This window comes from Ruminococcus sp. 1001136sp1, from assembly GCF_039841815.1.
Lineage (GTDB): Bacteria > Bacillota > Clostridia > Lachnospirales > Lachnospiraceae > Blautia_A > Blautia_A faecis.
Window position 1 is genome coordinate 1 of the sequence record NZ_JBDPGY010000003.1, and the last position, 24,681, is coordinate 24,681.

Sequence of the window (24,681 nt, forward strand, 5' to 3'; positions counted from 1 at the left end):
GATGAGATTGAGAAAAAGCCAACGCAGATCAAATGGGATGCAGAAGCAGCTGAAAAAGCAGGCTACGAGCATTTCATGCTGAAGGAAATCCATGAGCAGCCAAAAGCCGTTCAGGATACGTTGAATTCCGTATTAAAGGATGGGGCTATCGACTTGTCTTCTGTGGGACTTACTGAGGAAGAGCTTCAGTCTTTTTCCCAGATATATATTGTGGCATGTGGTTCTGCCTATCATGTAGGTGTGGCATGCCAGTATGTGCTGGAGGATCTGGCGCAGCTGCCGGTACGTGTGGATCTGGCATCTGAGTTCCGTTACCGCAGCATGCCTCTGGATCCCAACGGTCTGGTGATCGTGATCAGCCAGTCCGGCGAGACGGCAGACAGCCTTGCAGCCCTCCGTCTTGCGAAAAAGAAGGGGCTGAAAACCCTTGGAATTGTCAATGTGGTGGGAAGCTCCATTGCCCGGGAAGCAGATAATGTATTTTATACCCTTGCCGGTCCGGAGATTGCAGTTGCCACAACGAAAGCCTACAGCACCCAGCTGATCGCCGGCTATTGCTTTGCCGTTCAGTTTGCACTGGTGCGGGGATGTATTTCCCAGGGACGCTATCAGGATCTTATCTCCCAGCTTCAGTGTCTTCCTGAGCAAATCCAGAAGATCCTGGACGACAAGGAGCGGATCCAGTGGTTTGCTGCCAAACAGGCCAATGCCAGGGATGTGTTTTTCATCGGACGTGGACTTGATTATGCCATCAGCCTGGAAGGCAGCCTGAAAATGAAAGAGATCAGTTACATCCATTCTGAGGCTTATGCTGCAGGAGAGCTGAAGCATGGCACTATCAGTCTCATTGAGGATGGCACTCTTGTGATCGGAGTGCTCACCCAGTCTGAGCTTTATGAGAAAACTATTTCCAATATGGTAGAGTGCAAAAGCCGCGGAGCTTATCTCATGGGGCTGACTACCTATGGAAATTATAATATTGAAGATACTGCTTCCTTTACCGTTTATGTTCCAAAGATAGAGGAGTGCTTTGCCACAAGCCTTGCGGTGATTCCGTTACAGCTTATGGGATATTACGTCAGCGTGGCAAAGGGACTTGACGTGGATAAGCCGAGAAATCTAGCAAAGAGCGTTACAGTAGAGTAAATTTGCAGCAGTCTTATGAGTGCGGTGAGCAGAAACGGCAGATGTTTTTCGGGGGAAAAACAACAGGATGAGGTTATAAAAATGGGAAAATATTTTGGTACAGATGGCTTCCGTGGAGAGGCAAACGAAAACCTGACAGCAGATCATGCATATAAAGTAGGCCGTTTTCTCGGCTGGTATTACGGAGAACTGAAACGCCGGAACGGTGACGACACGCCGGCGCGTATCATAATAGGAAAGGATACCCGCCGTTCCAGCTATATGTTCGAGTATACACTGGTTGGCGGACTGGTGGCTTCCGGTGCGGATGCATATCTTCTCCATGTCACGACCACACCTTCTGTGGCTTATGTGGCAAGAGTGGATGAATTTGACTGCGGTATTATGATCTCCGCAAGCCACAATCCATATTTTGACAATGGAATCAAGTTGATCAACGGAAACGGGGAGAAGATGGACGAGGAGACCATTTCCCTTGTGGAAGCCTATCTGGATGGAAATCTGGAAGTCTTCGGGCAGAAATGGGAGGAGATTCCTTTTGCAAAGAAGGAAAAAATCGGCTGTACAGTAGACTATGTTTCCGGAAGAAACCGTTACATAGGTTATCTGATCTCTCTGGGTGTCTATTCCTTCCGCGGCGTGAAGGTGGCGCTGGACTGTGCCAACGGAAGCTCCTGGAACATTGCCAAGGCTGTTTTTGACGCTCTCGGTGCCAAAACCTACGTGATCAATGCCCAGCCGGATGGCACCAACATCAACAACAATGCCGGTTCTACCCATATCGGGGGACTGCAGAAATACGTGGTGGAGAACGGAATGGACGTTGGTTTTGCCTATGACGGCGATGCAGACCGCTGTCTCTGCGTGGACGAGAAGGGCAATGTGATTACTGGCGACCACATTCTCTACATCTACGGAAAGTACATGAAAGAGCGCGGCAAGCTGCTGACTAACACCGTTGTCACCACCGTCATGTCCAACTTCGGTCTGTACAAGGCCTTTGATGAGCTTGGAATCGACTACGCGAAAACAGCCGTGGGAGACAAATATGTATATGAGTACATGATGAAAAACGGCTGCCGTATCGGCGGTGAGCAGAGCGGACATATTATTTTCAGCAAATACGCCAGCACTGGGGACGGAATCCTTACCAGTCTGAAGATTATGGAAGTTATGATGGCTAGAAAGAAAAAGCTCAGCGAACTTTCAGAAGGCTTCACCGTTTATCCCCAGGTGCTCACCAATGTGAGAGTGACCGACAAGAAGGCAGCGCAAGATGACGCAGATGTGCAGGCAGCTGTGAAGAAGGTTACTGAGGAACTGGGCGATACCGGAAGAATTCTCGTCCGTGAGTCCGGAACAGAGCCGGTTGTACGTGTTATGGTGGAAGCGGAGAGTGAAGAAATCTGCCAGAAGTATGTGGATATGGTTGTGAATGTAATTAAAGAAAATGGGTATGTGGCCGGATAAGGGCTGGATGCCGTGGATGTTGCCGCCTGGCGTGTGCCGGGCGGTGGTGGTGTGTATAAGATAAGTTATAATATAATAATTTCGTATAGAATATTTAGCGATTAAATTGTTATAAGTTTGCAGCATCTGAATGTCGAGTAAAAACAAAATCTACTTGACATTCGATCTATGTCTGTTTATTATTTAAATAAAATAATTAGAAGGAGCAGGAGTGATGAATAGTAGAGAGCGGATAGAATTGTTTCTTTGCAATATTAAAGAGAATACTGTAATTGAAGCAAGCCGTATATATACTTTCTTGGCAGATGACATGACAGAAGCAGCATTTTATAAAACACTTGAACGCTTCTGCCAAAGTGGTTCACTTGTCCATTTGACTAAAGGGTTATATTATAAGCCGAAGAAATCCAGATTTGGAATTGTTCCGATCAGAGAGCAGGATATTGTTACTCATTACATTGGGAATCAGAAGGGATTGGTTGTAGGCTATAAACTGTATAACGAGAAAGGACTTACTACACAAATAAGTAAGCAGACGGAAGTTTTTTCAAATCATGTGCCAGGGAAAAGGAAAACAATTCAGAATGTGGTTGTAAAAAATATCTCTTGTGATCTGAATGAAGAGCGCGTAGCAGTAATTGAAACTCTGGAGATTCTTCAAAATTATTCTAAGATAGAAGATGTAAACAAAAAAGCGCTGATTACTTATATGGAGAAGTTTGCACAGTCTTATTCTGATAAAGCTGCGGTCTATGTCCTGGAGCATATGAAATATAAAAAGGCAACAATTGCTTTTTTGGAATCCTTTTTGGAGTATCTAAATGTTAATAACTCATTAAAACAATTTTTATCATCAATGTCTGTTTATGCAATTCCAACCATGGAGGAAATATATGAGACTGCATGAGAATGAAGAGGATTTTCGAGATCTTTGTAGTATAACAGCTGGATATATTGGCATTCCAGAAGACGCCGTTAGAAGAGATTATTACATTGTGAGTATGCGATCAAGCTGATCAACGGAAACGGGAAGAAAATGGATGAGGAGACCATTTCTCTTGCAACACTGCGGGCTTATTTGTGGTATGCGGCTAATATGGATATTTTTCTTCAGTCGATAGCGTTATCTGCATCTCATGTACCCTTTATAAAGGAAGCAAAAAAAGAAAAACAGATCATTCAGGATAAAGATATGAAAGCCCTGCTTGCAGTTCCCCCAGATACGCAAAAAGGAAAGCGTGATCAGAACAAAAGGGGTCTGTCCCCATAAATGCAGAGTGAAATTCCTAAAAGTTTTCTAAAAAACTTATTAAATAAATTTCATACTTTTCCAATATATTTTCCTTCCAGAAAAGGAAACAGTATGCTATCCTATATACATCATAAGAGTTTCAAACCTACATAAGCTCTTCTGAAAAACAAATCATAGAAGGTGGTGAAATCCATGGGAAGAAAGGATATCATCACAAAAGAGTACATGGAGGACACAGAAGTTTTTGCGGACGTGTTCAACCATATGATTTACAAAGGAGAAAAGGTCATTGACCCTAAGAATTTGAAGGAACTGGATACGGCGAATGTAATTATTCCATATGGAGCTGACGGGGCGGAGGTGCCATATCAGAAATACAGAGATGTGTTTAAAATCCTGTGTGCTATGGAAGATGAAAATGCGGTGTATCTGCTTCTGGGAGTGGAGAACCAGTCCAATGTTCATTATGCAATGCCAGTGAAAAATATGGTTTACGATTCGCTGGAATATGCAGCGCAGGTGCAGAAAGTAGAGGCTTCTCATAAAAAAGCGCGGAAGGAGAAAGATCCTAAAGAGAAGAAACCAGATTCCGCAGAGTTTCTTTCAGGCTTTTACAGAGAAGACAGGCTGCTTCCAATTATAACAGTAGTAGTGTATTTCGGGGCTGATAGTTGGGATGCACCCAGGTCGCTGCATGAGATGTTAATTGTACAGGACGAAAGCATATTGTCATTGGTTCCTGACTATCGGATTAATCTGATTGCACCAGGGGAGATGAGTGAAGAGGAGTTGGAGCTTTTTACTTCTAATTTTCGTGAGGTAATGCAGTTTATTAAGTATTCAAAAGATACGGAGAAGCTGAGCCAGCTTGTGGAGGAGAATACTGCATTTGAAACTATGGACAGGAAGGCTGTTCGTGTAATGGAGGAGATGACTGGAATGAAGATTGAAAAAGAAGTTGAGGAAGAAAAGGTGAATGTTTGTAAAGCGATTCAAGGGATTGAGGAAAAGGGGCGAATCGCTGGATTGGCAGAGGGACGTGCTGCTGGGCTGGCGGAAGGAAAAGAGGCTTTGGAGCGTGAACAGAAACTTACCAAATTCCTGTTGTGCGATAACCGCATCGACGACCTAAAGCGTGCCCTTGACGATTCTGCTTTTCGCCAGAAACTTTTGGAAGAGTATGGAATTGATTAAAAAGATATAAAAACGAGACGTATACGCTAATGGTTTAAAAGCACATATTTTATAGATTTTTTTGCAGTTCCATGGTATCATTATTTCAAGCAAAAGCAATTGATACTGTGGAACTTTTTATCAGGAGTGTGTGTAATATGGGAAGTTATCTGAATCCTGGAAGTGCTTCTTTTCGCAATAGTCTGAGGTCCAAGATTTATGTGGATAAGAGTGAATTGATAGCCAGAACAAATGAATTGATCTGTACAGAGCAGAGATATGTATGTGTCAGCCGCCCGAGACGATTTGGAAAGTCTATGGCGGCTAATATGCTTGCTTCATATTATGAGAAAGAAGAAAATAGCGATGATTTGTTTGGCGGTTTGCGGATCAGCAGAGCAATCACATATAGAGACCATTTAAACCAATATGATGTTATCAAAATCAATATGCAGGAATTCCTGAGCGTTACCAACAGTGTAGATGAGATGCTGGGACGATTGAAGCGGTATTTACTGTTTGATTTGTTAGATGCTTATGGAAATCTGCACTTTCGGGATTCTGAAGATTTGATACAGGTGATGAAGGATATTTTTGCAAAAACAAAATGCCCTTTTGTGATTTTGATCGATGAGTGGGATTGTCTTTTCCGGGAATACAAGAAGGATAGAGAGGCACAGAAGAAGTATCTTGATTTTTTGAGAGTGTGGCTGAAGGATCAGGATTATGTTGCGCTGGCATATATGACAGGAATTTTGCCCATAAAAAAATATGGTTCTCATTCCGCTTTGAATATGTTCACAGAGTATTCTATGACAAATCCCCGTGAGATGGCTGAATTCTTTGGTTTTACAGAAGATGAAGTAAAAATGTTGTGTGCCCGGTACAAGAGAAGCTTTGAGGAAACAAAGGCCTGGTATGATGGCTACGAACTGATAACAGTAGAAGAGAATCAGAAAAAGATTTATTCCATGTATAGCCCGAAATCTGTAGTGGATGCAATGCTCAGTGGGGTGTTTGATAATTACTGGAATCAGACAGAAACCTATGAAGCACTTAAAACTTATATTAGATTGAATTATGATGGCCTAAAAGATTCTGTCATAAAAATGCTTGGAGGCGATAAGGTACAGATTAACACGGGAACTTTTTCGAATGATATGGCGACTTTTCAGGGAAAAGATGATGTATTGACCCTTCTGGTCCACCTTGGCTATTTGAGCTATCATTGGCCGGATAAAACTGTCTATATTCCCAATAAAGAAGTATCTCAGGAATATATAAATGCAATCAGCACTATGGAGTGGCCTGAGGTTATTGACTCTGTAGAAAATTCTAGAAAGCTGCTGGAAGCTTTGTGGAGAATGGACAGTGATACAGTGGCAAAGGGAATCGATAAAGTGCATCAGAAAGCTTCATCTGGACAAACCTGCAGCCATAATTGAACTTAAATGGAATAAAAATGCTTCCGGAGCAATTGCCCAGATTAAGAGACAGCAGTATAGTGAGGTGCTAAAAGATTATCATGGGGATTTGCTGCTGGCAGGTATTAATTACGATAAGAAGACGAAACTGCATGAGTGTGTGATTGAGAAATTTCAGAAATATTAAAATTCCTGGATTTACAGTATTTTATCATTATCGGAGTTAGAGGATTTCAAGTAAACATAGCGAGGAGAAACTATGATGAAAAATACATTTAATGCTATGCTGAAAAATAGACCCAAAGAAAACGATGAACAAAATGCAATTGATTTTATACTGGCGGAATATAAGGATATTTCTGACGGTATAGTTATTGATGTTACTGTAGACATAGGGTGGCCGCCAGCTATGGTTGTTGTAACGGATGCAGTACCTGCACAGTAAATCTGGAATGTGACAAATACAGAGCAAAAAATCTCGAAATTTTTAGATAAAAACAGACAGATAAAACTTGTGAAGCTCCTGTTTCCGTGCTATTATGAGCATAGAAATTTGAAGCAGCAAACAGCTGCGAAAATAAAGGAAAGATGTGAGAGAAAACGATGAAAACAATACAGGACGTACTTCAGCTGATTTTACAGGCCGATGATATCAAATATGTAAAAAATAGCGGTATATTGAATTATGGACTGGATTTGAAACAGGTGGTGGAACGTGAAATTGAATTGTCTGTTTGCAAAGGTGATAAGGAAATATTGCTTGCGATGAATTATGACATAGAGCAATGCTCTGTTCAATTTCAGATTGTAGACTGCACGGAGGAAGATGAGAAGAAGATTATAGATCTGGATTTTGCTTTAAACGGCGCCGAAGCTACGGTGGATTTTACAAAAGCGCTTAATTTATATTTGTTAAGTATCGGTTATATTGATGAAGGCGACCTGGAAGAGTATCGTCAGAAGGTCAGCCGCCTGAGCTGAGGATAATATGTGAGGCGAAAATCAGTAACAATGAAAAAACAGCTCCCTGCGTGGTCAGAGAGCTGTTTTTTATTATACACCAGGATTATTTAACTGTAACGGTGATATATTTGTTTACTGTCTTGTAGTTTTTAGCTTTAACAGTAACTTTTACCTGATAGGTACCTTTCTTGGTTCCCTTAGCAACTACGATCTTACCGTTTTTGTTAACTTTGATCTTGGAGTTGTTTGTTGTGTAAGAAATTTTACCAGTTTTCTTAGTTACTTTGATAGCTTTCTTAAGAGTCTTGCTGCTCTTCTTAACTGCAGAAGCCTTTACAGTATACTTGTCAGTAGACTTTAAGGTAACCTTCTGAGTTTTAGCTTTGATCTTGTAAGTAAGAGTCTGTGTATATCCGGCATATTTTCCTTTACCGATGATGGTAACTTTGTATGTTCCGGCATTCTTACATGTTTTAACTTTTACTGTGTAGTATTTAGCTTTGATTGTTTTTCCAGCTTCATTCTTAACTACAACCTTTGGCTGCTGTTTCTTACCAGTGTAAGTTACAGTTTTCTTGGTAAGAGAAGCATTGAAAGATGTTTTTACAGGTGAATCTGCTGCAAAAACAGTAGTGCTGATGAGAAGCATCATTACTGCAGCCAGGATAGTCACAGCTACTTTTTTGAATGATTTCATTGGTAACACCCTCTATTTCTTAATTTAATGTATTTAATAAACGGTCTCCCCACGCAGACCCGTTTATCCGGAAGTTGGATTACTGTGAATAAAGTTCACAGCCGGTAAAAATAGTACAAACGGTTATTTTCCGGTAGAATTCTTATCTGCAGCAGCGGAGTCAGAGCTGTTTTTTTTATCCTTAGGCTCATAACCATAGCCGTATCCATAACCATAACCGTATTTTCCATAGCCATACTTGCCATAAGCACGTCCCTTTACATCGGCACGGTTCAGAACTGTACCGAGGAGCTTGCAGCCAGACTGCTGGATCTCATAAAGAGACTGCTTGATCAGAGTACGCGGTGTGGTACCAGCACGTACAACCAGAACTGCGCCGTCGCACAGAGAAGCGATAAGCGCTCCATCTGATACACTGCCAAGCGGCGGGGAATCTATAATAACAAAACGATAATTCTCTGAAAGGGTATTCAGAAGCTCTTTGAAACGAACATCTTCCAGAAGAGCGGAAGGATTCTCAAGGAGCTGTGTACACGGAACCATATAGCCGTTTGGAATATTGGTACTGTATATAACGTCCTCATATTCTGCCATACCGGAAAGATAGTGGTTCAGTCCCATAGTAGTGTCATCGTCGTAGTCCATCTGAAAACGTGTTTTCATAACGGATTTACGAAGGTCAACGTCTACCAGAACAGTAGGAAATCCTGCTTCTGCAAGCATTTTCCACAGGTAGGAGGAAATGGTACTCTTACCTTCATTAGGCTGGCAGCTGGTCAAAAGGATCTTGCGGGTATTTTTACCGCAGAATTTAATATTAATACGAAGTCGGTTCATCGCTTCGGAAACTGCATAGGGCAGCTCCGGAAGGTTTACATTAAGCTGGTTCATTATTTCGTACGACCTCTCTTTCTGCCGCGTCTGCGGTGCTGCTCCTCATCCAGATCGATTACCTGATCGCTGTCAGGGATAGTGGTAAGAGGTACCAGCCCAAAATATTTTTCCATATCATCTGCAGTATGAATGGTGTCATCCATCAGATATTTTACAATAAAGAATGCTGCACAGATGAGAAGTCCAAGCAGGGCACCGATTATGGTGAACTTGGTATAGCTTGGAGCCACTTTACTCTCAGGAAGTTTGGCAGGCTGTGCCAGATTCGGAGCAAGTGTGCTCATGGTATCTGGGAGATAATCAATGGCTTCCTCAGCCATAGTTTCAGCCAGATCCATAGCCATCTGCGGATCGGTAGAAGTAGCGGTGATCTCCAGAATACGGGTATCGCTTGGGTTGTTCAGTGAAAAAGCTTTAGCCAGTTCATCGGATGTAGAATCCAGATTCAGACGGTCAATAACACGGTTTAGTACCGGATAGCTGAGCATCAGCTGTTCATAGTCTGCAGTCAGGGAAGTACCAAGATTCAGGTCACTTAAATTGACTACAGAATCGTCTGAGGCAGATACTACGTAAAGCTTGGCTGTGGATTCATAGGTAGGTGCGATAAAGAAAAGGGAATACGCACCCAGAAGTACAGCGCCTGCAATAAGACTGATCAGCAGATAACGCCATTTGTCTAACAAGACGTTGCCTAGATCCACAAGGTCGATTTCCACCTCGTCGTTTGTGAGTTCTTCGTTCATGTCGGGTCTCCTTAATTTTGTTTATTGTAGCTGTTTAGAATCTTCTCTTCTACGATTTATTTTCTAACAGGAAAATTATTTCTTTTCCTTATAAAAAAGCGAAAGGATCGCTTCCTGAAGGCTGTTCGGATCAGGAGTGAAAGTCTGCCAGCCATCCTCGTCGAAGTCGGCAGTTCCTTCTATGGATACTTTCTCCTCCTCTTTCTCATCGGAAAGAAGAAGGGCAAGACGGGAAAACTTCTTGGCACTGATGTTGGTAGTCATGTAGTCCTCAAGTGCATGATAAAGATCCAGCGGGAACGTCTTATCTTCACTGCATTTCGCCTGGAAAACAGGCTTGAAAGCTTCCTCGTACTGGGCCTGACGGCTCATCCGGTTCTCGTTCAGTCCGTCGGCAACGGTCTTGCGCTCACGGATGAAGCGCTCAGCGTCCTTACCGTGCAGAGTTACGGTCTGTCCCTTGATCAGTGTGTCACTGTCCGGGAAATCATCCTCGATGGTGACGGTGACACCGCCAACCATATCATTTACCACTTCAATGGCGCTCATGTTTACCATTGCAAAGCCGTCGATCTTGTGACCGCCAAGGAGCGTGGAAACTGCATCCACAGTATTCTCTGCACGGGTCTCATGATCCAGGCTCATGGCGTGTGCCAGGGAAATCTGGCATTCTGTGGTATCTATGTAAGAGCCGTCATCTGCAAGGCTCTTCACCGGAGTCATGGTGTTCCGGTCGATGGTGAGAAACTTGCAGGTGTCTGTGCTTCTGTCGCGGACAAGCACAAGCAGCACATCACACTGACCGGTGCCGTCGTATTCCTTGATCTTGGTTACCTTATCCGGAGAATCAATTCCGGCGAAAAGGTAAGTCTCAAGATTCCCTTTCGGAACATAGGTAACACCTTTATAAGTAATCTGGTCAGTATCCTGTGTGGAAGAGGATGCGCTCCGGGTCACAGCATGGCTGTTGGCAGAAGTGAGAACACCTGCAGCTGAGCCTATGCCAAGAACGCCGGCGGCAAGTCCTATGGCGAGATATTTTATTTTTTTATTTTTATTCTGTCTGGAAATTTGATTATGACGCATTGATTCCTTTCTGCAGACCGAGGTATACTTCGCAGCTGTTCATTGGTAATGCTCCCCAAAATATCTTGCAGAACATTACCAGTGAACAGTGTTACTGTTCACTCCGTTCACAGCAACACGCTCCGCGATGCACAGAAATCATGCTTTTGCATGATTTCGCGCCGCAATTCTCGGGTTTTCTGTGAGCCTTGCTCACAAAAAACACCTCGCGGAACATTCCCTGTGAACAGTAACGGAACAGTACCTGTAAACCATCACTCTGAAAATTACATATTGACAAAACTTAGAATCTGTTATTTACTTCACATTATAAAATATCATATTGTATAAATATTATATGATACCAGTGTCAAAAGGTCAAAAAGCTGTTCGTGCTTGCACGATAAGGCTTTTGAGCTTGGGACACGCCAAATATGAGAAAGTAGCGATTTACGCAGTAAATCAGCGGATTTCGAATATTTGGAGGATTGCGGGAGCAGCGTAGCTGCGTAGCAATCCGGGTATCAAATGAGTGTCAAAAGACCTTTTGACACTCATTTCATTATATTGCTTTACCACAATATGTACTGATTTTATCACGGTTTGGTCTGGATATCAACCTGCTCTGTCATTTTTGGGCAAAATAAGGTGACGAAAAAAATCGTTTTCCTCTGGGATTTTTTGTGCTATACTTATACAACGTATAGATTTCAGAGGAAATTTACTGGAGGAAAAAATGGAAAATCGCGAACGATATAAGAGACTGATCATGTTTTTGGCGTCTGCGGTGATCATCGCTATTGAAACATTGCTTTTCGCCTATATCTGGTATAAATTTTATGCCCACAAGGAGGTCATCGGCAGACGCTTTGACAGAGGTAATCAGGTTGTCATTGGTTTGTATGTGCTGATGATATACTTCTTTTACAAAATTTACGGTGGTTTTAAGGTGGGTTATCTGCGGGTATTTGAAGTAATCTATTCCCAGATCCTGTCTGTGTGCTGCGTGAATTTTATTACCTATTTACAACTGTGCCTGATCGGCCGCTGGCGTCTGGGAGAGCATCTGACACCTATGCTGGCTATGACGGGGATTGACCTGGTGATCGTTGTCATATGGGTGGTTGGTATGCGTTATGTGTACACCAGACTGTATCCGCCCAGACAGATGCTGATGATTTATGGCGGACGTAATCCGGGAGATTTAAGGAATAAGTTTGAGACCAGAGAGGATAAATATGCCATTAAAGAGATGGCATCCCTTTCCCTTGGCCTTGACGTGATCAAGGAGAAGATCAACGGATATAAAGCAGTTGTGATCGGGGATATTCCGTCCCACGAACGAAATCTTCTTCTGAAATACTGCTTTGAGAAGGATATCCGCTGTTATTCTATTCCGAAGCTTTCTGATATTATGCTCCGGAATGCAGACGATATTCATTTATTTGATACCACGCTTCTTCTTTCCAGAAACCTGCGTCTGACAGCAGAGCAGCTGTTTTTCAAAAGAATTGTGGATATTATATTTTCCCTGGCAGGGCTGGTGATCGCATCTCCGTTTATGATTCTGATCGCACTTGCTATTAAGCTTTATGATGGCGGTCCTGTTTTTTATAAGCAGCCGCGTCTTACGAAGGATAAGCAGATCTTTATGATCTTGAAATTCAGAAGCATGAAAATGGACTCTGAAGTGAAGGGTGCCCAGCTGGCGAAGAAAGAGGATGACAGGATCACACCGGTCGGGAAGCTTATCCGCCGGATCCATTTCGATGAGCTGCCACAGATTTTTAATATCCTGAAAGGTGATATGTCTCTGGTAGGCCCAAGACCGGAGCGGCCGGAGATTGCTGCACTGTATAGTGAGAGGATTCCTGAATTTGATTACCGCCTGAAAGTGAAGGCCGGACTTACCGGTTATGCCCAGGTTTATGGTAAATACAACACGACACCTTATGATAAGCTGAAACTGGATCTCACCTATATTGAGACCTATTCTCTGAAGCTGGATCTGAAGCTTCTGATGCTTACCTTCAAAATCCTTTTCCAGAAGGAAAATACAGAAGGGGTTGAGGCATGGCAGAAGACAGCCGGCCAGGAGAAAAACGAGGAGAATGATTAAGACTGAGACTGAGGAGGAAATTTTATGTGTGGAATTGTTGGTTATGTAGGAGATGAACAGGCGGCACCGATTTTGCTGACAGGCCTTTCCAAGCTGGAGTACAGAGGCTATGATTCAGCCGGTATCGCAGTTCGAAACGAGGCAGCTGATAAGATCGCAATCGTAAAGGCGAAAGGGCGTCTGAAAACTCTGATCGAGAAGACAGACGGCGGCTCAGCCGTACCGGGTACCTGCGGCATCGGTCATACCCGCTGGGCGACTCATGGAGAGCCTTCTGAGATAAATGCCCATCCTCATTGTACAGATGATAAGTCCGTAGTACTTGTTCATAATGGAATTATCGAGAATTATCAGGAACTGAAGGCGAAGCTTCTTCGTTCCGGTTATACGTTCTATTCTCAGACAGATACAGAAGTGGCTGTGAAGCTGGTAGATTACTACTATAAGAAAACCGGAACCCCGTTGGAAGCAATCTCCAGAGCAATGCTCCGTATCCGCGGTTCTTATGCTTTTGGTGCTATTTTCAAGGACTATCCGGGTAAACTGTTTGCAGCCCGCAAGGACAGTCCGCTGATCATTGGAAAGAGCGAGAACGGAAGTCTTATTGCTTCTGATGTTCCTGCGATCCTGGATCAGACCAGAAGGGTTTATTATATCGGCAATCTTGAAATTGCGGAGCTTTCCCGTGATGAGATCCATTTCTATAATATCGACCGTGAAGAGATTGAGAAAGACGTTGTGGAGATCCAGTGGGATGCAGCTGCTGCTGAGAAGGGCGGCTATGAGCACTTTATGCTGAAAGAGATCCATGAGCAGCCGAAGGCTGTTCAGGACACCATTGGCGCTTATGTAAAAGATGGACACATTGATTTTTCTGAGACAGGGCTTACAGATGAGAAGCTGGCTTCTCTTAAGCGAATCTATATCATTGCCTGTGGTTCTGCTTACCATGTTGGCATGGTTGGCAAATATGTGATCGAATCCATGGCGAAGATCCCGGTTGAGGTGGATGTGGCTTCTGAGTTCCGTTACCGTGATCCGATCCTTGTGGAGGATTCCATGGTGGTTATTATTTCCCAGTCTGGAGAGACCGCAGACAGCCTGGCTGCTCTTCGTCTTGCCAGAGATAGAAATGTTCCGGTACTTAGCGTAGTCAATGTTGTAGGCTCCAGTATTGCAAGAGAGAGTGATTATACGTTATATACTTATGCGGGACCTGAGATTTCGGTTGCCACCACCAAGGCTTACAGCACCCAGCTGATCGCCATGTATCTGCTGGCTATCCAGAGCGCTTTTGTCCAGGGAAAGCTTGAGGAGGGGAAAGTGACCCGTCTGCTTGCCGAGATGGAGACCCTGCCGGACAAGATCAGCCGTGTTCTGGATGATAAGGAGCGTATCCAGTGGTTTGCAAGCAAGTATGCAAATGCCCATGATATTTTCTTCATCGGACGAGGAATTGACTATGCCATCAGCATGGAAGGAAGCCTGAAGATGAAGGAAATCAGTTACATTCATTCTGAGGCTTACGCAGCAGGGGAGCTGAAGCACGGAACGATCAGCCTTGTAGAGGATGGTACTCTGGTGATCGGTGTGATGACCCAGAAGGATCTTTTTGAGAAGACACTGAGCAATATGGTTGAGGTAAAGAGCCGTGGTGCTTATCTGATGGGACTGACCAGCTATGGCAATTACAGTATTGAGGATACCGCTGATTTCTCCGTATATGTTCCCAAGACGGAGAAGTATTTCACAACCAGCCTTGCAATTGTTCCGCTGCAGTTGATGGGATATTATGTCAGCGTAGCGAAGGGCCTGGATGTGGACAAGCCGAGAAACCTGGCGAAATCTGTTACTGTAGAATAATGTTATTAAATTGCTGAATTATATTTTTGAACAACAGAAAAAAGACAATATTGTTATAAACATGGCGCGGAGAAGTGGTTTCTTCGCGCTGTTTATTTGAAAGCGAAATAGTGGGATTGTTCGAACAAAATGGGGCATGAAAAAGATATGGAAGAAAAAAGGCACAGAATCATAGGTACTGCCGGACATATTGATCATGGTAAGACCTGGCTGGTCAAGGCGCTGACAGGCACGGATACGGATCGCCTGGCAGAGGAAAAAAGGCGGGGGATTACAATTGAAAATGGTTTTGCGTTTCTGAAATTTCCGGATGGTAGGGAAGCAGGGATTATTGACGTGCCAGGTCATGAAAAATTTATAAAGAATATGCTAGCCGGAGCTGGCGGAATTGACATTGCCATGGTAGTGATCGCAGCGGATGAGGGAGTAATGCCTCAGACCAGGGAACATCTGGCAATACTTTCCCTGCTTGGTATTCAACAGGGTGTGATTGTACTCACCAAAGGTGACCTGGAATGGAAAAAGGGACTTGACCAGGAAATCAGGGAATTTGCAGAGGGAACGTTTCTGGAAAATGCGGATGTGGTAGTGACCAGTGCTGTGGATGGGCGTGGGATTGAGGAACTGCGCAGGGTGTTGTGGAAACTGTGCACAGCCGGAAAAACCACGGGAAATCAGAATCTTTCCCGAAATGAAAGTGACAGCTGCACAGGCAGAATGGGTACGAAAGCATCTGCGTTTCGCCTGCCCATAGATCGTGTATTTTCTTTAAAGGGTTTTGGAACTGTAGTGACCGGGACGCTGCTTGATGGCAGTTTAGGCTTGAATTATGACGCTATGCTTTATCCCAGAGCTGAAAGGGTAAAAATCCGAGGGATTCAGGTGCATGGTCAGGAAGTATCCGAAGCTGCTCCGGGACAGCGGGTGGCAGTGAACCTTCCGGGAATTGGAAAAGAGCATATCTCCCGGGGAGAAATTCTGGCAGCAGCAGGAAGTATGGAAGGTACCATGATTGCAGATGTACGGCTGCAGCTGTTGAAGTCAGGACAGCGTACTTTAAAAAGCGGTACCCGTGTTCATCTTTATCATGGGGCAGCAGAACTGGTGTGTAAAATAATCCTGTTTGACAGAGCAGTGCTGAAGCCCGGTGAAGAGGCCATAGTCCAGCTTCGGATGGAGCAGGTGACGGCAATGAAAGCAGGGGATCATTTTGTTATAAGATTTTATTCGCCGGTAGAAACCATCGGTGGTGGTGTTGTGCTGAATCCCAATGGGGTAAAAAGGAAAAAAGGACAGAATGCAGATGCTGCCGTTCGTTACGCATGTACCGGAAAGGAAAGAAAAAAAGCACATGCTGCAGGAAAAATAACAGAAGAAATGTGTGGGAATTCTGTCTTTCTGCAGCTGCAGGAATTATATCTGAAATCGGGCTTTATGCCTCCGCTGACAGATGAAGTGAAGAAAGGATTTTCCGGCGAGCGGGATTTTTCAGAAGTGTTTTTTGCCATGGTGCGGGACGGTGTTCTTGTACGGTTTGACGAGAAGCATTATATGCACCGGGAAATACGGCAGAAAGCCCTGGATATGGTATATCAGTTATTTAAAGAAAAGGGTATGATCCAGACTGGAGAATTTCGTGACCGTCTGGGAATATCTCGTAAATGTGCGATCATACTGCTGGAGGGGTTTGACAGAGAGCGGATTACAGTTATGGAAAATGGAGGAAGAGTATTAAAACGAAACTTACAGCAGGCAGACCGGTCTCAATGAGAAGAGTAAGAGTGGAAAGCTGGGTACGTTTTTTGGCGGGAACATATGGGAATCGAACCCATCCGGGACGGGATTAGCGCCCCACACTGGTTTTGAAGACCAGGAGGCACACCGGCACCTATCTGCTCCCAGTGAGAGTATAGCGGAGATTGGAAGCTTCGTCAACCACAGTCTTTGGGTCCGAAACCTTTCTTTGATTCCCTATTGACTAAGAGGGGGCAGATAAAGTAGAATAGTATTATTCGGGATAGTGTACCTTGTAGCCTTTTTCAAACATGCTCTGGTATGGCGGAGCTGTTGAACAGGGCTGTGTTTTGCGTATCCCGTTTATAATGGATGTTTTCACATTACCAGATTACAGTATTGAAGAATATCCGAAGAGGAGAAAAATATGGCAGAGACAGTTAGAGTTGTAGTAGATGCCATGGGCGGAGACAACGCTCCGGCAGAACCAGTGAAAGCAGCTGTAGAGGCTGTTGCCGAGAGGGAAGACATTGATGTGATCCTTACCGGCAGGCAGGATGTAATTGAGAAAGAGCTGAGTAAATTTCAGAATTACCCCAAGGAAAGAATCCAGATCGTGAATACCACAGAGGTGATCGAGACAGCAGAGCCTCCGGTTCTGGCAATCCGTAAGAAGAAAGATTCTTCCATTGTGGTAGGACTGAATCTTGTGAAGAAGCAGGAAGCAGAAGCATTTGTTTCCTCTGGAAGCTCAGGCGCTATTTTAGTAGGTGGTCAGGTGATCGTAGGAAGAAGCAAAGGAGTACAGCGTCCGCCGCTGGCACCCTTGATTCCTACCCAGAATGGTGTGTCACTTCTTATTGACTGCGGTGCGAACGTAGATGCCAGACCAGAGCATCTGGTACAGTTTGCGAAGATGGGTTCCATCTATATGGAAGACGTGGTTGGAATCAAGAACCCTCGTGTAGCCATTGTAAACATTGGTGCAGAGGAGGAGAAGGGAAATGCCCTTGTGAAAGAGACGTTCCCTCTTTTGAAGGAATGCCCGGGGATCAATTTTATTGGAAGTATTGAAGCAAGGGATATTCCAGCTGGTTATGCAGATGTGATTGTCTGCGAGGCTTTTGTCGGGAACGTGATCCTGAAGCTTTATGAAGGACTTGGAAGTACCTTTATGAAGATGCTTAAAACCGGCCTTATGAAAGACACCCGCAGCAAGGTTGGAGCTCTTCTGGTGAAACCGGCCGTCAAAGAAACTATGAAGGCATTTGATGCAAGTGAGTACGGCGGAGCCCCTCTTCTGGGTCTTAAGGGACTGGTTGTGAAGACACACGGCAGTGCCAGGGCGGTTGAGATTCGTCACGCTATTTTTCAGTGTGTTCAGTTCAGACAGCAGAAGATCAATGAGAAAATCGCTGCCCATATGGTGGAAGAGACACCAGAAAAAGCATGATCATCCATGCATTGCAGCAGACTCTTCGGCAAAGACCTGCCGGGGGTCTGCCAGCTAGTCAGAGGGAAGGAAGTTTATCATGGAAAAAAAGTTAAAAGCATTGGAGAACCGGATCGGTTATGAGTTCAGGAACAGAAACCTTCTGATCCTTGCACTGACACATAGTTCTTATGCCAACGAGAAGAAGCTTGGTAAGGCAGGCTGCAACGAGCGTCTGGAGTTTCTTGGAGATGCAGTTCTGGAGCTGATCAGCAGTGATTTTCTTTATAAGAAATTCACCCAGATTCCAGAGGGCGAATTGACCAAGAAGAGAGCCAGCCTGGTTTGCGAACCCAGTCTTGCTTATTGTGCAAGAGATTTCGGACTGCCGCAGTATCTGCTCCTTGGAAAAGGTGAGGATATGACCGGTGGAAGAAACCGTGACTCTATTGTTTCCGATGCAACAGAGGCTCTGCTTGGAGCTATCTATCTGGACGGTGGTTTTGCTAGCGCAAAGGAGTTTGTTCTGAAATTCATTCTGAACGATCTTGAGAATAAACAGCTCTTTTATGATAGCAAGACCATCCTGCAGGAAATCGTACAGGAGAAGGGAACCCATCTTGTGGAGTACCATCTGATAAAAGAAGAAGGCCCGGATCACAATAAAAGCTTTACCGTGGATGTGCTTGTCAGCGGTCATGTGATGGGTACCGGAGTAGGACATACCAAGAAAGCTGCCGAACAGGAAGCTGCTTACCAGGCAATCCGGAAGATGAGAAAATAATAACAAGGATTCGAATACATGTATTTAAAAAATATTGAAGTGCACGGGTTTAAGTCCTTTGCACAGAAAATCAATTTCGAATTTCATAATGGAATTACGGGAATCGTTGGTCCCAACGGCAGTGGGAAAAGCAACGTAGGTGATGCGGTCCGCTGGGTTCTTGGAGAACAGAGTGCCAAGCAGCTTCGAGGCGGAAACATGCAGGACGTTATTTTTTCCGGCACGGAGACCAGAAAGCCCCTTAGCTTTGCTTCTGTTGCCATTACTCTGGATAACAGCGATCACAAGCTTCCGGTTGATTTTAATGAGGTTACGGTTACCCGAAGACTTTACCGCTCCGGTGAAAGTGAATATCTTATTAATGGAAGTGCCTGTCGTCTGAAGGATATTAATGAGATGTTTTACGATACCGGTATTGGGAAAGAGGGCTATTCCATCATCGGGCAGGGACAGATCGATAAGATCTTAAGTGGTAAGCCGGAAGAGCGCCGTGAGCTTTTTGACGAAGCTGCCGGAATCGTAAAGTTTAAGCGAAGAAAGGCAACTACCATTAAGAAGCTGCAGGACGAGCAGGCGAACCTGGTGCGTGTTACCGATATTTTAAGTGAGCTTACCAGACAATTGGGCCCTTTGGAGCGCCAGTCCGAGACAGCCAGAATTTATCTTGCCAAAAGAGACACTTTGCGGGAACTGGATGTGAACAGTTTTCTTCTGGAAAACGAGGAGACCAGCCGTGAATTAAAAGAGCTGGATACCAAGAATACCCGGGCTGCTGAGGAGCTGGAGGAGAATCAGAAGGCCTACGAGCAGACGAAAGTGGAATATGATCGTCTGGAAGAGGAACTGGAACAGTTGAATTCCCAGATGGATCAGCTGCGTGAAGAGACGCAGAATAAGGCAATCCGCAGGCAGCAGCTGGATGGCGAGACCAAGGTACTTCGGGAACAGATTTTGTCCGGAGTGCAGAGTGAAGAACATTACAAGAGCCGTCTGCAGTCCATTGAGGCGGATCTGAAGGAACGCCAGGAGTCTCTGGAGAGGCAGGAGGCGGAGAAATCCCAGCTCCATGCAGCTCTTCTGGAAGCAAGGAAGCGCCAGGAGGCAGAAGAGGACCGGATTTCCAATATTCAGGCACAGATCGAAGAGTGCTCCCAGGCAGTGGAGAATGGCAAGAACGAGATTATCGAGCTTCTCAATACCCGTGCCACTACCAAAGGAAAAGCCCAGCGTTTCGATACCATGATGGAGCAGATCGATATCCGTAAAGCGGGAATCAGTCAGAGACAGCTTCATTTGAAAACAGAGGAAGCCCAGCAGCAGAGTGAGCTGGAGAGGGCAAAGGAGAAGTTTCAGGGAATTACCACACTTATCCAGGACATGAATGCAGAGTGTCAGCGCCTGGATAATGAAGTACATAAAATTACAGATGAATTAAAGAAACAGAACGGCCAGATGGAAATCGGCCAGAGCGCATATCACCGTGAGGCTTCCAGGCTGGAATCTTTGAAAAATATTACAGAGCGCTATGACGGATACGGAAACAGTATCCGCCGTGTAATGGAACAGAAGGACCGAGTACCGGGAATTAAGGGTGTTGTAGCAGATCTGATCCAGGTAAATAAGGAGTATGAGATCGCCATTGAGACGGCTCTTGGCGGAAGTATTCAGAACATTGTCACAGACAATGAACAGACTGCCAAGCACATGATTGAATTTCTGAAGAAAAACCGTTTCGGCCGTGCTACGTTCCTTCCGCTTAACAGTATCAATACCAGAAGTGGTTTTACCCAGAGGGATGCGCTGCAGGAGCCGGGAGTGATCGGGCTTGCCAGTGAACTGGTAACTACAGGTCCGGAGTATGTTGGACTTGCTACTTATCTTCTGGGTCGTGTGCTTGTGGTGGATCACATTGACAATGCCATTGCCATTGCGCGAAAGTACCGGCACAGTCTTCGCATGGTAACTGTGGAGGGTGAATCCTTCAGTCCGGGCGGTTCTATGTCAGGCGGTTCTTTTAAGAATAACAGCAACCTTCTTGGCCGCCGCCGTGAGATCGAAGAACTGGAATCCAGTGTGAAGGCTCTTCGAAAAGACATGGATGACATGCAGACTGCTATTAATGATAATCGAAGCAAGCGCAATGTTATGCGTGACACCATTGCAGATCTGCAGGAAAAACTGCGTCAGCAGTATGTTGCCCAGAACACGGCGAAGATGAACATTAACCAGGTAGAAGCCAAGACAAAGGAAATCCAGGCTGGCTACGGAGAGATTCAGAGAGAGCAGATGGAAATCCGCCGTCAGATCGAGGAGGCAGAGGCTGATCACAGCAAGATTGCCGAAGAATTGAAGGCTTCTGAGCAGGATGAGAAAGAACTGGAGACTTTTATCCAGAATAAACAGGAAGAATTAGAGACCTGGAGGGCTGAGGAGCAGGAGGTTTCCAGGAAACTGGAGGCTCTTCGTCTGGAAGCAAGTACAGCCCAGCAGAAAGAAAGCTTCGCAGCAGAGACTCTGGGCCGTCTGACCCATGAGATGGAAGCTCTTCGCCAGGAGGAAGCAGATATTCATGAAACGCTGGAGCTTGGCGGCGAAGAGAATGAGAGAAAGCGCCAGTCTGTAGAGAACCTGGAGGCAGTAATCCGGACTTTGGAAGAGGATGAAACCAAGGCGAAGGCTCAGATGGAGAGCTGGCAGAGTGTGAAGGATGAAAAAAATGCCAGCCATAAGGCATTTTTTGAGAAGCGGGATCAGCTGTCCGGTAGGATTTCACTTCTGGACAAAGAGTGTTACCGTCTGAAAAGTCAGATCGAGAAGCTGGAAGAGCACAGGGAATCTCAGATTTCCTATATGTGGAATGAGTATGAGATCACCCCGAACAATGCCCTTCAGTACAAAAAAGAAGAGCTGAACGATCTGAAAGCCATGAAGAAAGAAATTGCCCAGGTGAAGGATGAAATCCGTAAGCTTGGTAACGTTAATGTAAATGCAATTGAGGAATATAAGGAGATTTCAGAACGTCATGCTTTCCTTTCCGGACAGTATGAGGATCTGAAAACCGCAGAGGCACAGCTGGAGAACATTATCCAGGAACTGGATGAGGGAATGCGTAAACAGTTTACGGAGAAATTCCAGGATATCCAGAGAGAGTTTGACAAGGCTTTCAAGGAATTGTTTGGAGGCGGTAAGGGCACTCTGGAGCTTGAGGAAGACGTGGACATTCTGGAAGCAGGAATTCGCATTATTTCCCAGCCGCCGGGCAAAAAGCTTCAGAATATGATGCAGCTTTCCGGTGGTGAGAAGGCACTTACTGCAATCGCACTTTTGTTTGCAATCCAGAATCTGAAGCCGTCGCCATTCTGTCTTCTTGATGAGATCGAGGCGGCACTTGACGATTCGAATGTAGGTCGTTTCGCAGGCTATCTTCAGAAGTTGACGAAGAACACTCAATTCATTATAATAACACACAGGCGTGGTACTATGAATGCCGCAGACAGACTTTATGGTATTACCATGCAGGAGAAAGGCGTCTCCACGCTGGTTTCCGTTGATCTTGTGGAAAACCAGCTTACGCAGTAAAAGGAGGAGAGGAAATGGCAGAGGAAAAGAAAGGCTTTTTTAAAAGACTTGTCAGTGGCCTGACAAAAACAAGAGACAACATCGTGGCAGGATTTGATTCTCTTTTCACCGGCTATTCAACAATAGATGATGATTTTTATGAGGAACTGGAAGAAATCCTGATCATGGGTGACATTGGAATCAATGCCACCACAGCCATTCTGGACAAATTAAAAGACCAGGTGGAGATCCGGAATATCAGGGATCCCAAGGAGTGCAAGCAGCTTCTTATTGATACCATCAAGGAGCAGATGACGGTAGACAGCACAGAGTACGAGTTTGAAAACCGTAAATCCGTTATTCTTGTGATTGGTGTCAATGGTGTTGGAAAAACAACTTCCGTTGGAAAACTTGCTGGCAAGCTGAAGGACCAGGGCAAAAAGGTTATTCTTGGTGCTGCGGATACTTTCCGTGCAGCGGCAGGGGAACAGCTGACCCAGTGGGCGAACCGGGCAGGAGTGGAGATCATTGGCGGTCAGGATGGAGCAGACCCGGCATCAGTTGTCTATGATGCAGTGGCAGCAGCCAAGGCCCGCAATGCAGACGTTCTGATCTGTGATACCGCAGGAAGACTTCATAATAAGAAGAATCTTATGGAAGAGCTTCGCAAGATTTACCGCATTCTGGAGAAGGAATATCCGGAAGCGTATCTGGAAACTCTGGTGGTTCTGGATGGAACGACAGGACAGAACGCACTTGTGCAGGCAAGACAGTTTGCAGAGGTGGCGAATGTAACCGGTATCATTCTTACCAAGCTTGATGGTACAGCCAAGGGTGGTATTGCGGTGGCAATCCAGTCTGAGCTTGATATTCCGGTGAAATATATCGGCGTTGGTGAGAGCATTGACGATTTACAGAAATTCGATGCAAATTCTTTTGTGGATGCGTTGTTTGATATTCGTCCGGATGAAAACTAACCCCACAGACTACAGGAGGAAAAATAAAAATGCTTACATTAGAGAGTTTTGAAGAAGCGGCAGAAATAGTTAAGCAGGTAACCCAGGAGACCAAGCTGGTGAAGAGCAGTTATTTCTCTGAACTCACTGGAAACAAGGTCTTCTTCAAACCAGAGAACATGCAGAGAACAGGTGCATATAAGGTGCGTGGAGCTTATTATAAGATCAGTACTCTTTCCGACGAGGAGAGGGGCAAAGGCCTGATCACAGCTTCCGCTGGAAACCATGCACAGGGTGTGGCATATGCAGCACACAAGTACGGTGTGAAGGCCGTGATCGTAATGCCGACCACTACACCGCTTATTAAAGTAGAGCGTACAAAAGGTTATGGCGCAGAGGTTATTCTTCATGGTGATGTTTATGATGAGGCCTGTGCTTATGCGCTGGAGCTTGCTGAAGAAAAGGGCTATACCTTTATTCATCCTTTTGACGATCCTGCAGTTGCTACCGGACAGGGAACCATTGCCATGGAGATCATTCAGGAGCTTCCTCTTGTAGATTATATTCTGGTGCCAATCGGTGGAGGCGGACTTGCAACAGGTGTATCCACACTTGCCAAGCTTCTTAATCCTCATATTAAAGTAATCGGTGTAGAGCCGGCAGGTGCAGCCTGCATGAAGGCTTCTCTTGAGAAAGGGGAGGTTGTTACACTGCCCCATGTAAACACCATTGCAGATGGTACTGCAGTTCAGACTCCGGGTTCTCATATTTTCCCATATATCCAGGAGAATCTGGATGAAATCATCACGGTTGAGGATGATGAGCTGATCGTTGCATTCCTGGATATGGTAGAAAATCATAAGATGATCGTTGAGAATTCAGGACTTCTGACAGTGGCTGCGCTTCGTCATCTTGATTTCAAGAATAAAAAGGTTGTGTCCATTTTAAGTGGTGGAAATATGGATGTGATTACCATGTCTTCTGTAGTACAGCATGGCTTGATCCAGCGTGACAGAATCTTTACCGTATCTGTTCTTATCCCGGATAAGCCTGGTGAACTGGTACGTGTGGCTTCTATTATTGCAGAGAATCAGGGAAATGTTATCAAGCTGGATCATAACCAGTTTGTAAGCACAAACCGTAATGCCGCTGTAGAATTGAAGATCACTCTGGAGGCGTTTGGTACAGACCATAAGAATCAGATCGTGAAAGCGCTGGAGACTGCCGGATGCAGACCGAAAGTAATTCGCGCAAGTCTGTAATTGAAAAATAGAAGCATTTCCCTACCCTGCAGTTAATAACTGAAGCGACATCACAAATGGTATGAATAAAGTTAGTCTATATGATGTGTGTTGCATATTCATGTAAAAAAATGGGGAGTGTTTGCTGAAATGATTATAAATAA

Annotated in this window: 20 protein-coding genes and 1 tRNA gene; 16 read left to right on the top strand and 5 right to left on the bottom strand. The window is 44.9% G+C overall.

Going from position 1 to position 24,681, the window contains the following annotated elements; all coding sequences use genetic code 11:
* The 8 genes from glmS (ABHC48_RS03425) to ABHC48_RS03460 all read left to right on the top strand — a co-directional run.
* Positions 1–1,146 (top strand): glutamine--fructose-6-phosphate transaminase (isomerizing) (gene glmS / locus ABHC48_RS03425; protein ID WP_195699242.1); only part of this gene is annotated, 1,146 nt, incomplete at its 5' end.
* A gap of 81 nt (positions 1,147–1,227) precedes the next feature.
* Complete coding sequence (glmM, locus tag ABHC48_RS03430) at positions 1,228–2,616, top strand: phosphoglucosamine mutase (RefSeq protein WP_148463700.1); 1,389 nt, start codon at positions 1,228–1,230, stop codon at positions 2,614–2,616.
* Positions 2,617–2,830: 214 nt separating this feature from the next.
* Entirely contained in the window at positions 2,831–3,523 is a 693-nt protein-coding gene (locus ABHC48_RS03435; RefSeq protein ID WP_148463701.1) for a hypothetical protein, read from the top strand.
* A 129-nt stretch (positions 3,524–3,652) separates the two neighbouring features.
* The gene (locus tag ABHC48_RS03440) at positions 3,653–3,886 is read left to right on the top strand and encodes a hypothetical protein (protein WP_195699241.1); all 234 of its coding nucleotides are present in this window, start codon (positions 3,653–3,655) and stop codon (positions 3,884–3,886) included.
* A 174-nt stretch (positions 3,887–4,060) separates the two neighbouring features.
* Positions 4,061–5,062 (top strand): Rpn family recombination-promoting nuclease/putative transposase, encoded by a 1,002-nt coding sequence (locus ABHC48_RS03445; protein ID WP_148463702.1) that lies wholly within the window; start codon positions 4,061–4,063, stop codon positions 5,060–5,062.
* 137 nt (positions 5,063–5,199) lie between these two features.
* Complete coding sequence (locus tag ABHC48_RS03450; RefSeq protein ID WP_334285535.1) at positions 5,200–6,486, top strand: AAA family ATPase; 1,287 nt, start codon at positions 5,200–5,202, stop codon at positions 6,484–6,486.
* A gap of 238 nt (positions 6,487–6,724) precedes the next feature.
* Entirely contained in the window at positions 6,725–6,910 is a 186-nt protein-coding gene (locus ABHC48_RS03455) for a hypothetical protein (RefSeq protein WP_195699240.1), read from the top strand.
* Between the two features lie 158 nt (positions 6,911–7,068).
* Positions 7,069–7,446, top strand: coding sequence for a hypothetical protein (locus tag ABHC48_RS03460; RefSeq protein ID WP_195699239.1), 378 nt, complete (start codon positions 7,069–7,071; stop codon positions 7,444–7,446).
* A gap of 85 nt (positions 7,447–7,531) precedes the next feature.
* Here ABHC48_RS03460 and ABHC48_RS03465 read toward each other — a convergent pair whose 3' ends face one another.
* From ABHC48_RS03465 to ABHC48_RS03480, 4 genes are all read right to left on the bottom strand, one after another.
* The gene (locus ABHC48_RS03465; RefSeq protein ID WP_173717137.1) at positions 7,532–8,125 is read right to left on the bottom strand and encodes a hypothetical protein; all 594 of its coding nucleotides are present in this window, start codon (positions 8,123–8,125) and stop codon (positions 7,532–7,534) included.
* 123 nt (positions 8,126–8,248) lie between these two features.
* The gene (locus ABHC48_RS03470; protein ID WP_173717717.1) at positions 8,249–9,016 is read right to left on the bottom strand and encodes a CpsD/CapB family tyrosine-protein kinase; all 768 of its coding nucleotides are present in this window, start codon (positions 9,014–9,016) and stop codon (positions 8,249–8,251) included.
* Positions 9,016–9,765, bottom strand: a complete 750-nt coding sequence (locus ABHC48_RS03475; protein ID WP_173717718.1) for a Wzz/FepE/Etk N-terminal domain-containing protein — start codon at positions 9,763–9,765, stop codon at positions 9,016–9,018. Before ABHC48_RS03475 ends, ABHC48_RS03470 begins: the two co-directional genes overlap by 1 nt.
* A 75-nt stretch (positions 9,766–9,840) precedes the next feature.
* Positions 9,841–10,851 (bottom strand): LCP family protein, encoded by a 1,011-nt coding sequence (locus tag ABHC48_RS03480; RefSeq protein WP_195477890.1) that lies wholly within the window; start codon positions 10,849–10,851, stop codon positions 9,841–9,843.
* Positions 10,852–11,566: 715 nt separating this feature from the next.
* On the opposite strand from ABHC48_RS03480, the gene ABHC48_RS03485 reads away from it, so the two are divergent.
* The 3 genes from ABHC48_RS03485 (at position 11,567) to selB (ending at position 16,582) form a co-directional block, all read left to right on the top strand.
* The gene (locus ABHC48_RS03485) at positions 11,567–12,949 is read left to right on the top strand and encodes an exopolysaccharide biosynthesis polyprenyl glycosylphosphotransferase (RefSeq protein ID WP_173717140.1); all 1,383 of its coding nucleotides are present in this window, start codon (positions 11,567–11,569) and stop codon (positions 12,947–12,949) included.
* Positions 12,950–12,973: 24 nt separating this feature from the next.
* The gene (gene glmS / locus ABHC48_RS03490; protein WP_195477889.1) at positions 12,974–14,812 is read left to right on the top strand and encodes a glutamine--fructose-6-phosphate transaminase (isomerizing); all 1,839 of its coding nucleotides are present in this window, start codon (positions 12,974–12,976) and stop codon (positions 14,810–14,812) included.
* A gap of 129 nt (positions 14,813–14,941) precedes the next feature.
* A complete protein-coding gene (gene selB / locus ABHC48_RS03495) occupies positions 14,942–16,582 on the top strand; it encodes a selenocysteine-specific translation elongation factor (RefSeq protein WP_195699238.1) in 1,641 nt (546 codons plus the stop codon).
* Between the two features lie 33 nt (positions 16,583–16,615).
* Here the strand turns inward: selB and ABHC48_RS03500 are convergent.
* Positions 16,616–16,712, bottom strand: a tRNA-Sec gene (locus ABHC48_RS03500).
* Between the two features lie 261 nt (positions 16,713–16,973).
* Here ABHC48_RS03500 and plsX point away from each other — a divergent pair.
* The 5 genes from plsX (at position 16,974) to ilvA (ending at position 24,538) form a co-directional block, all read left to right on the top strand.
* Positions 16,974–17,999 (top strand): phosphate acyltransferase PlsX, encoded by a 1,026-nt coding sequence (plsX, locus tag ABHC48_RS03505; protein ID WP_118578869.1) that lies wholly within the window; start codon positions 16,974–16,976, stop codon positions 17,997–17,999.
* Between the two features lie 79 nt (positions 18,000–18,078).
* Positions 18,079–18,762, top strand: coding sequence for a ribonuclease III (rnc, locus tag ABHC48_RS03510; RefSeq protein WP_118578867.1), 684 nt, complete (start codon positions 18,079–18,081; stop codon positions 18,760–18,762).
* Between the two features lie 18 nt (positions 18,763–18,780).
* The gene (smc, locus tag ABHC48_RS03515) at positions 18,781–22,341 is read left to right on the top strand and encodes a chromosome segregation protein SMC (RefSeq protein WP_195699237.1); all 3,561 of its coding nucleotides are present in this window, start codon (positions 18,781–18,783) and stop codon (positions 22,339–22,341) included.
* 14 nt (positions 22,342–22,355) lie between these two features.
* Positions 22,356–23,297 carry a signal recognition particle-docking protein FtsY gene (ftsY, locus tag ABHC48_RS03520; protein ID WP_173717145.1) on the top strand — a complete coding sequence of 314 codons (942 nt, stop codon included), beginning with the start codon at positions 22,356–22,358 and terminating at the stop codon, positions 23,295–23,297.
* A 29-nt stretch (positions 23,298–23,326) separates the two neighbouring features.
* Positions 23,327–24,538, top strand: a complete 1,212-nt coding sequence (gene ilvA, locus ABHC48_RS03525) for a threonine ammonia-lyase (RefSeq protein ID WP_118578861.1) — start codon at positions 23,327–23,329, stop codon at positions 24,536–24,538.
* Positions 24,539–24,681 lie beyond the last annotated feature (143 nt).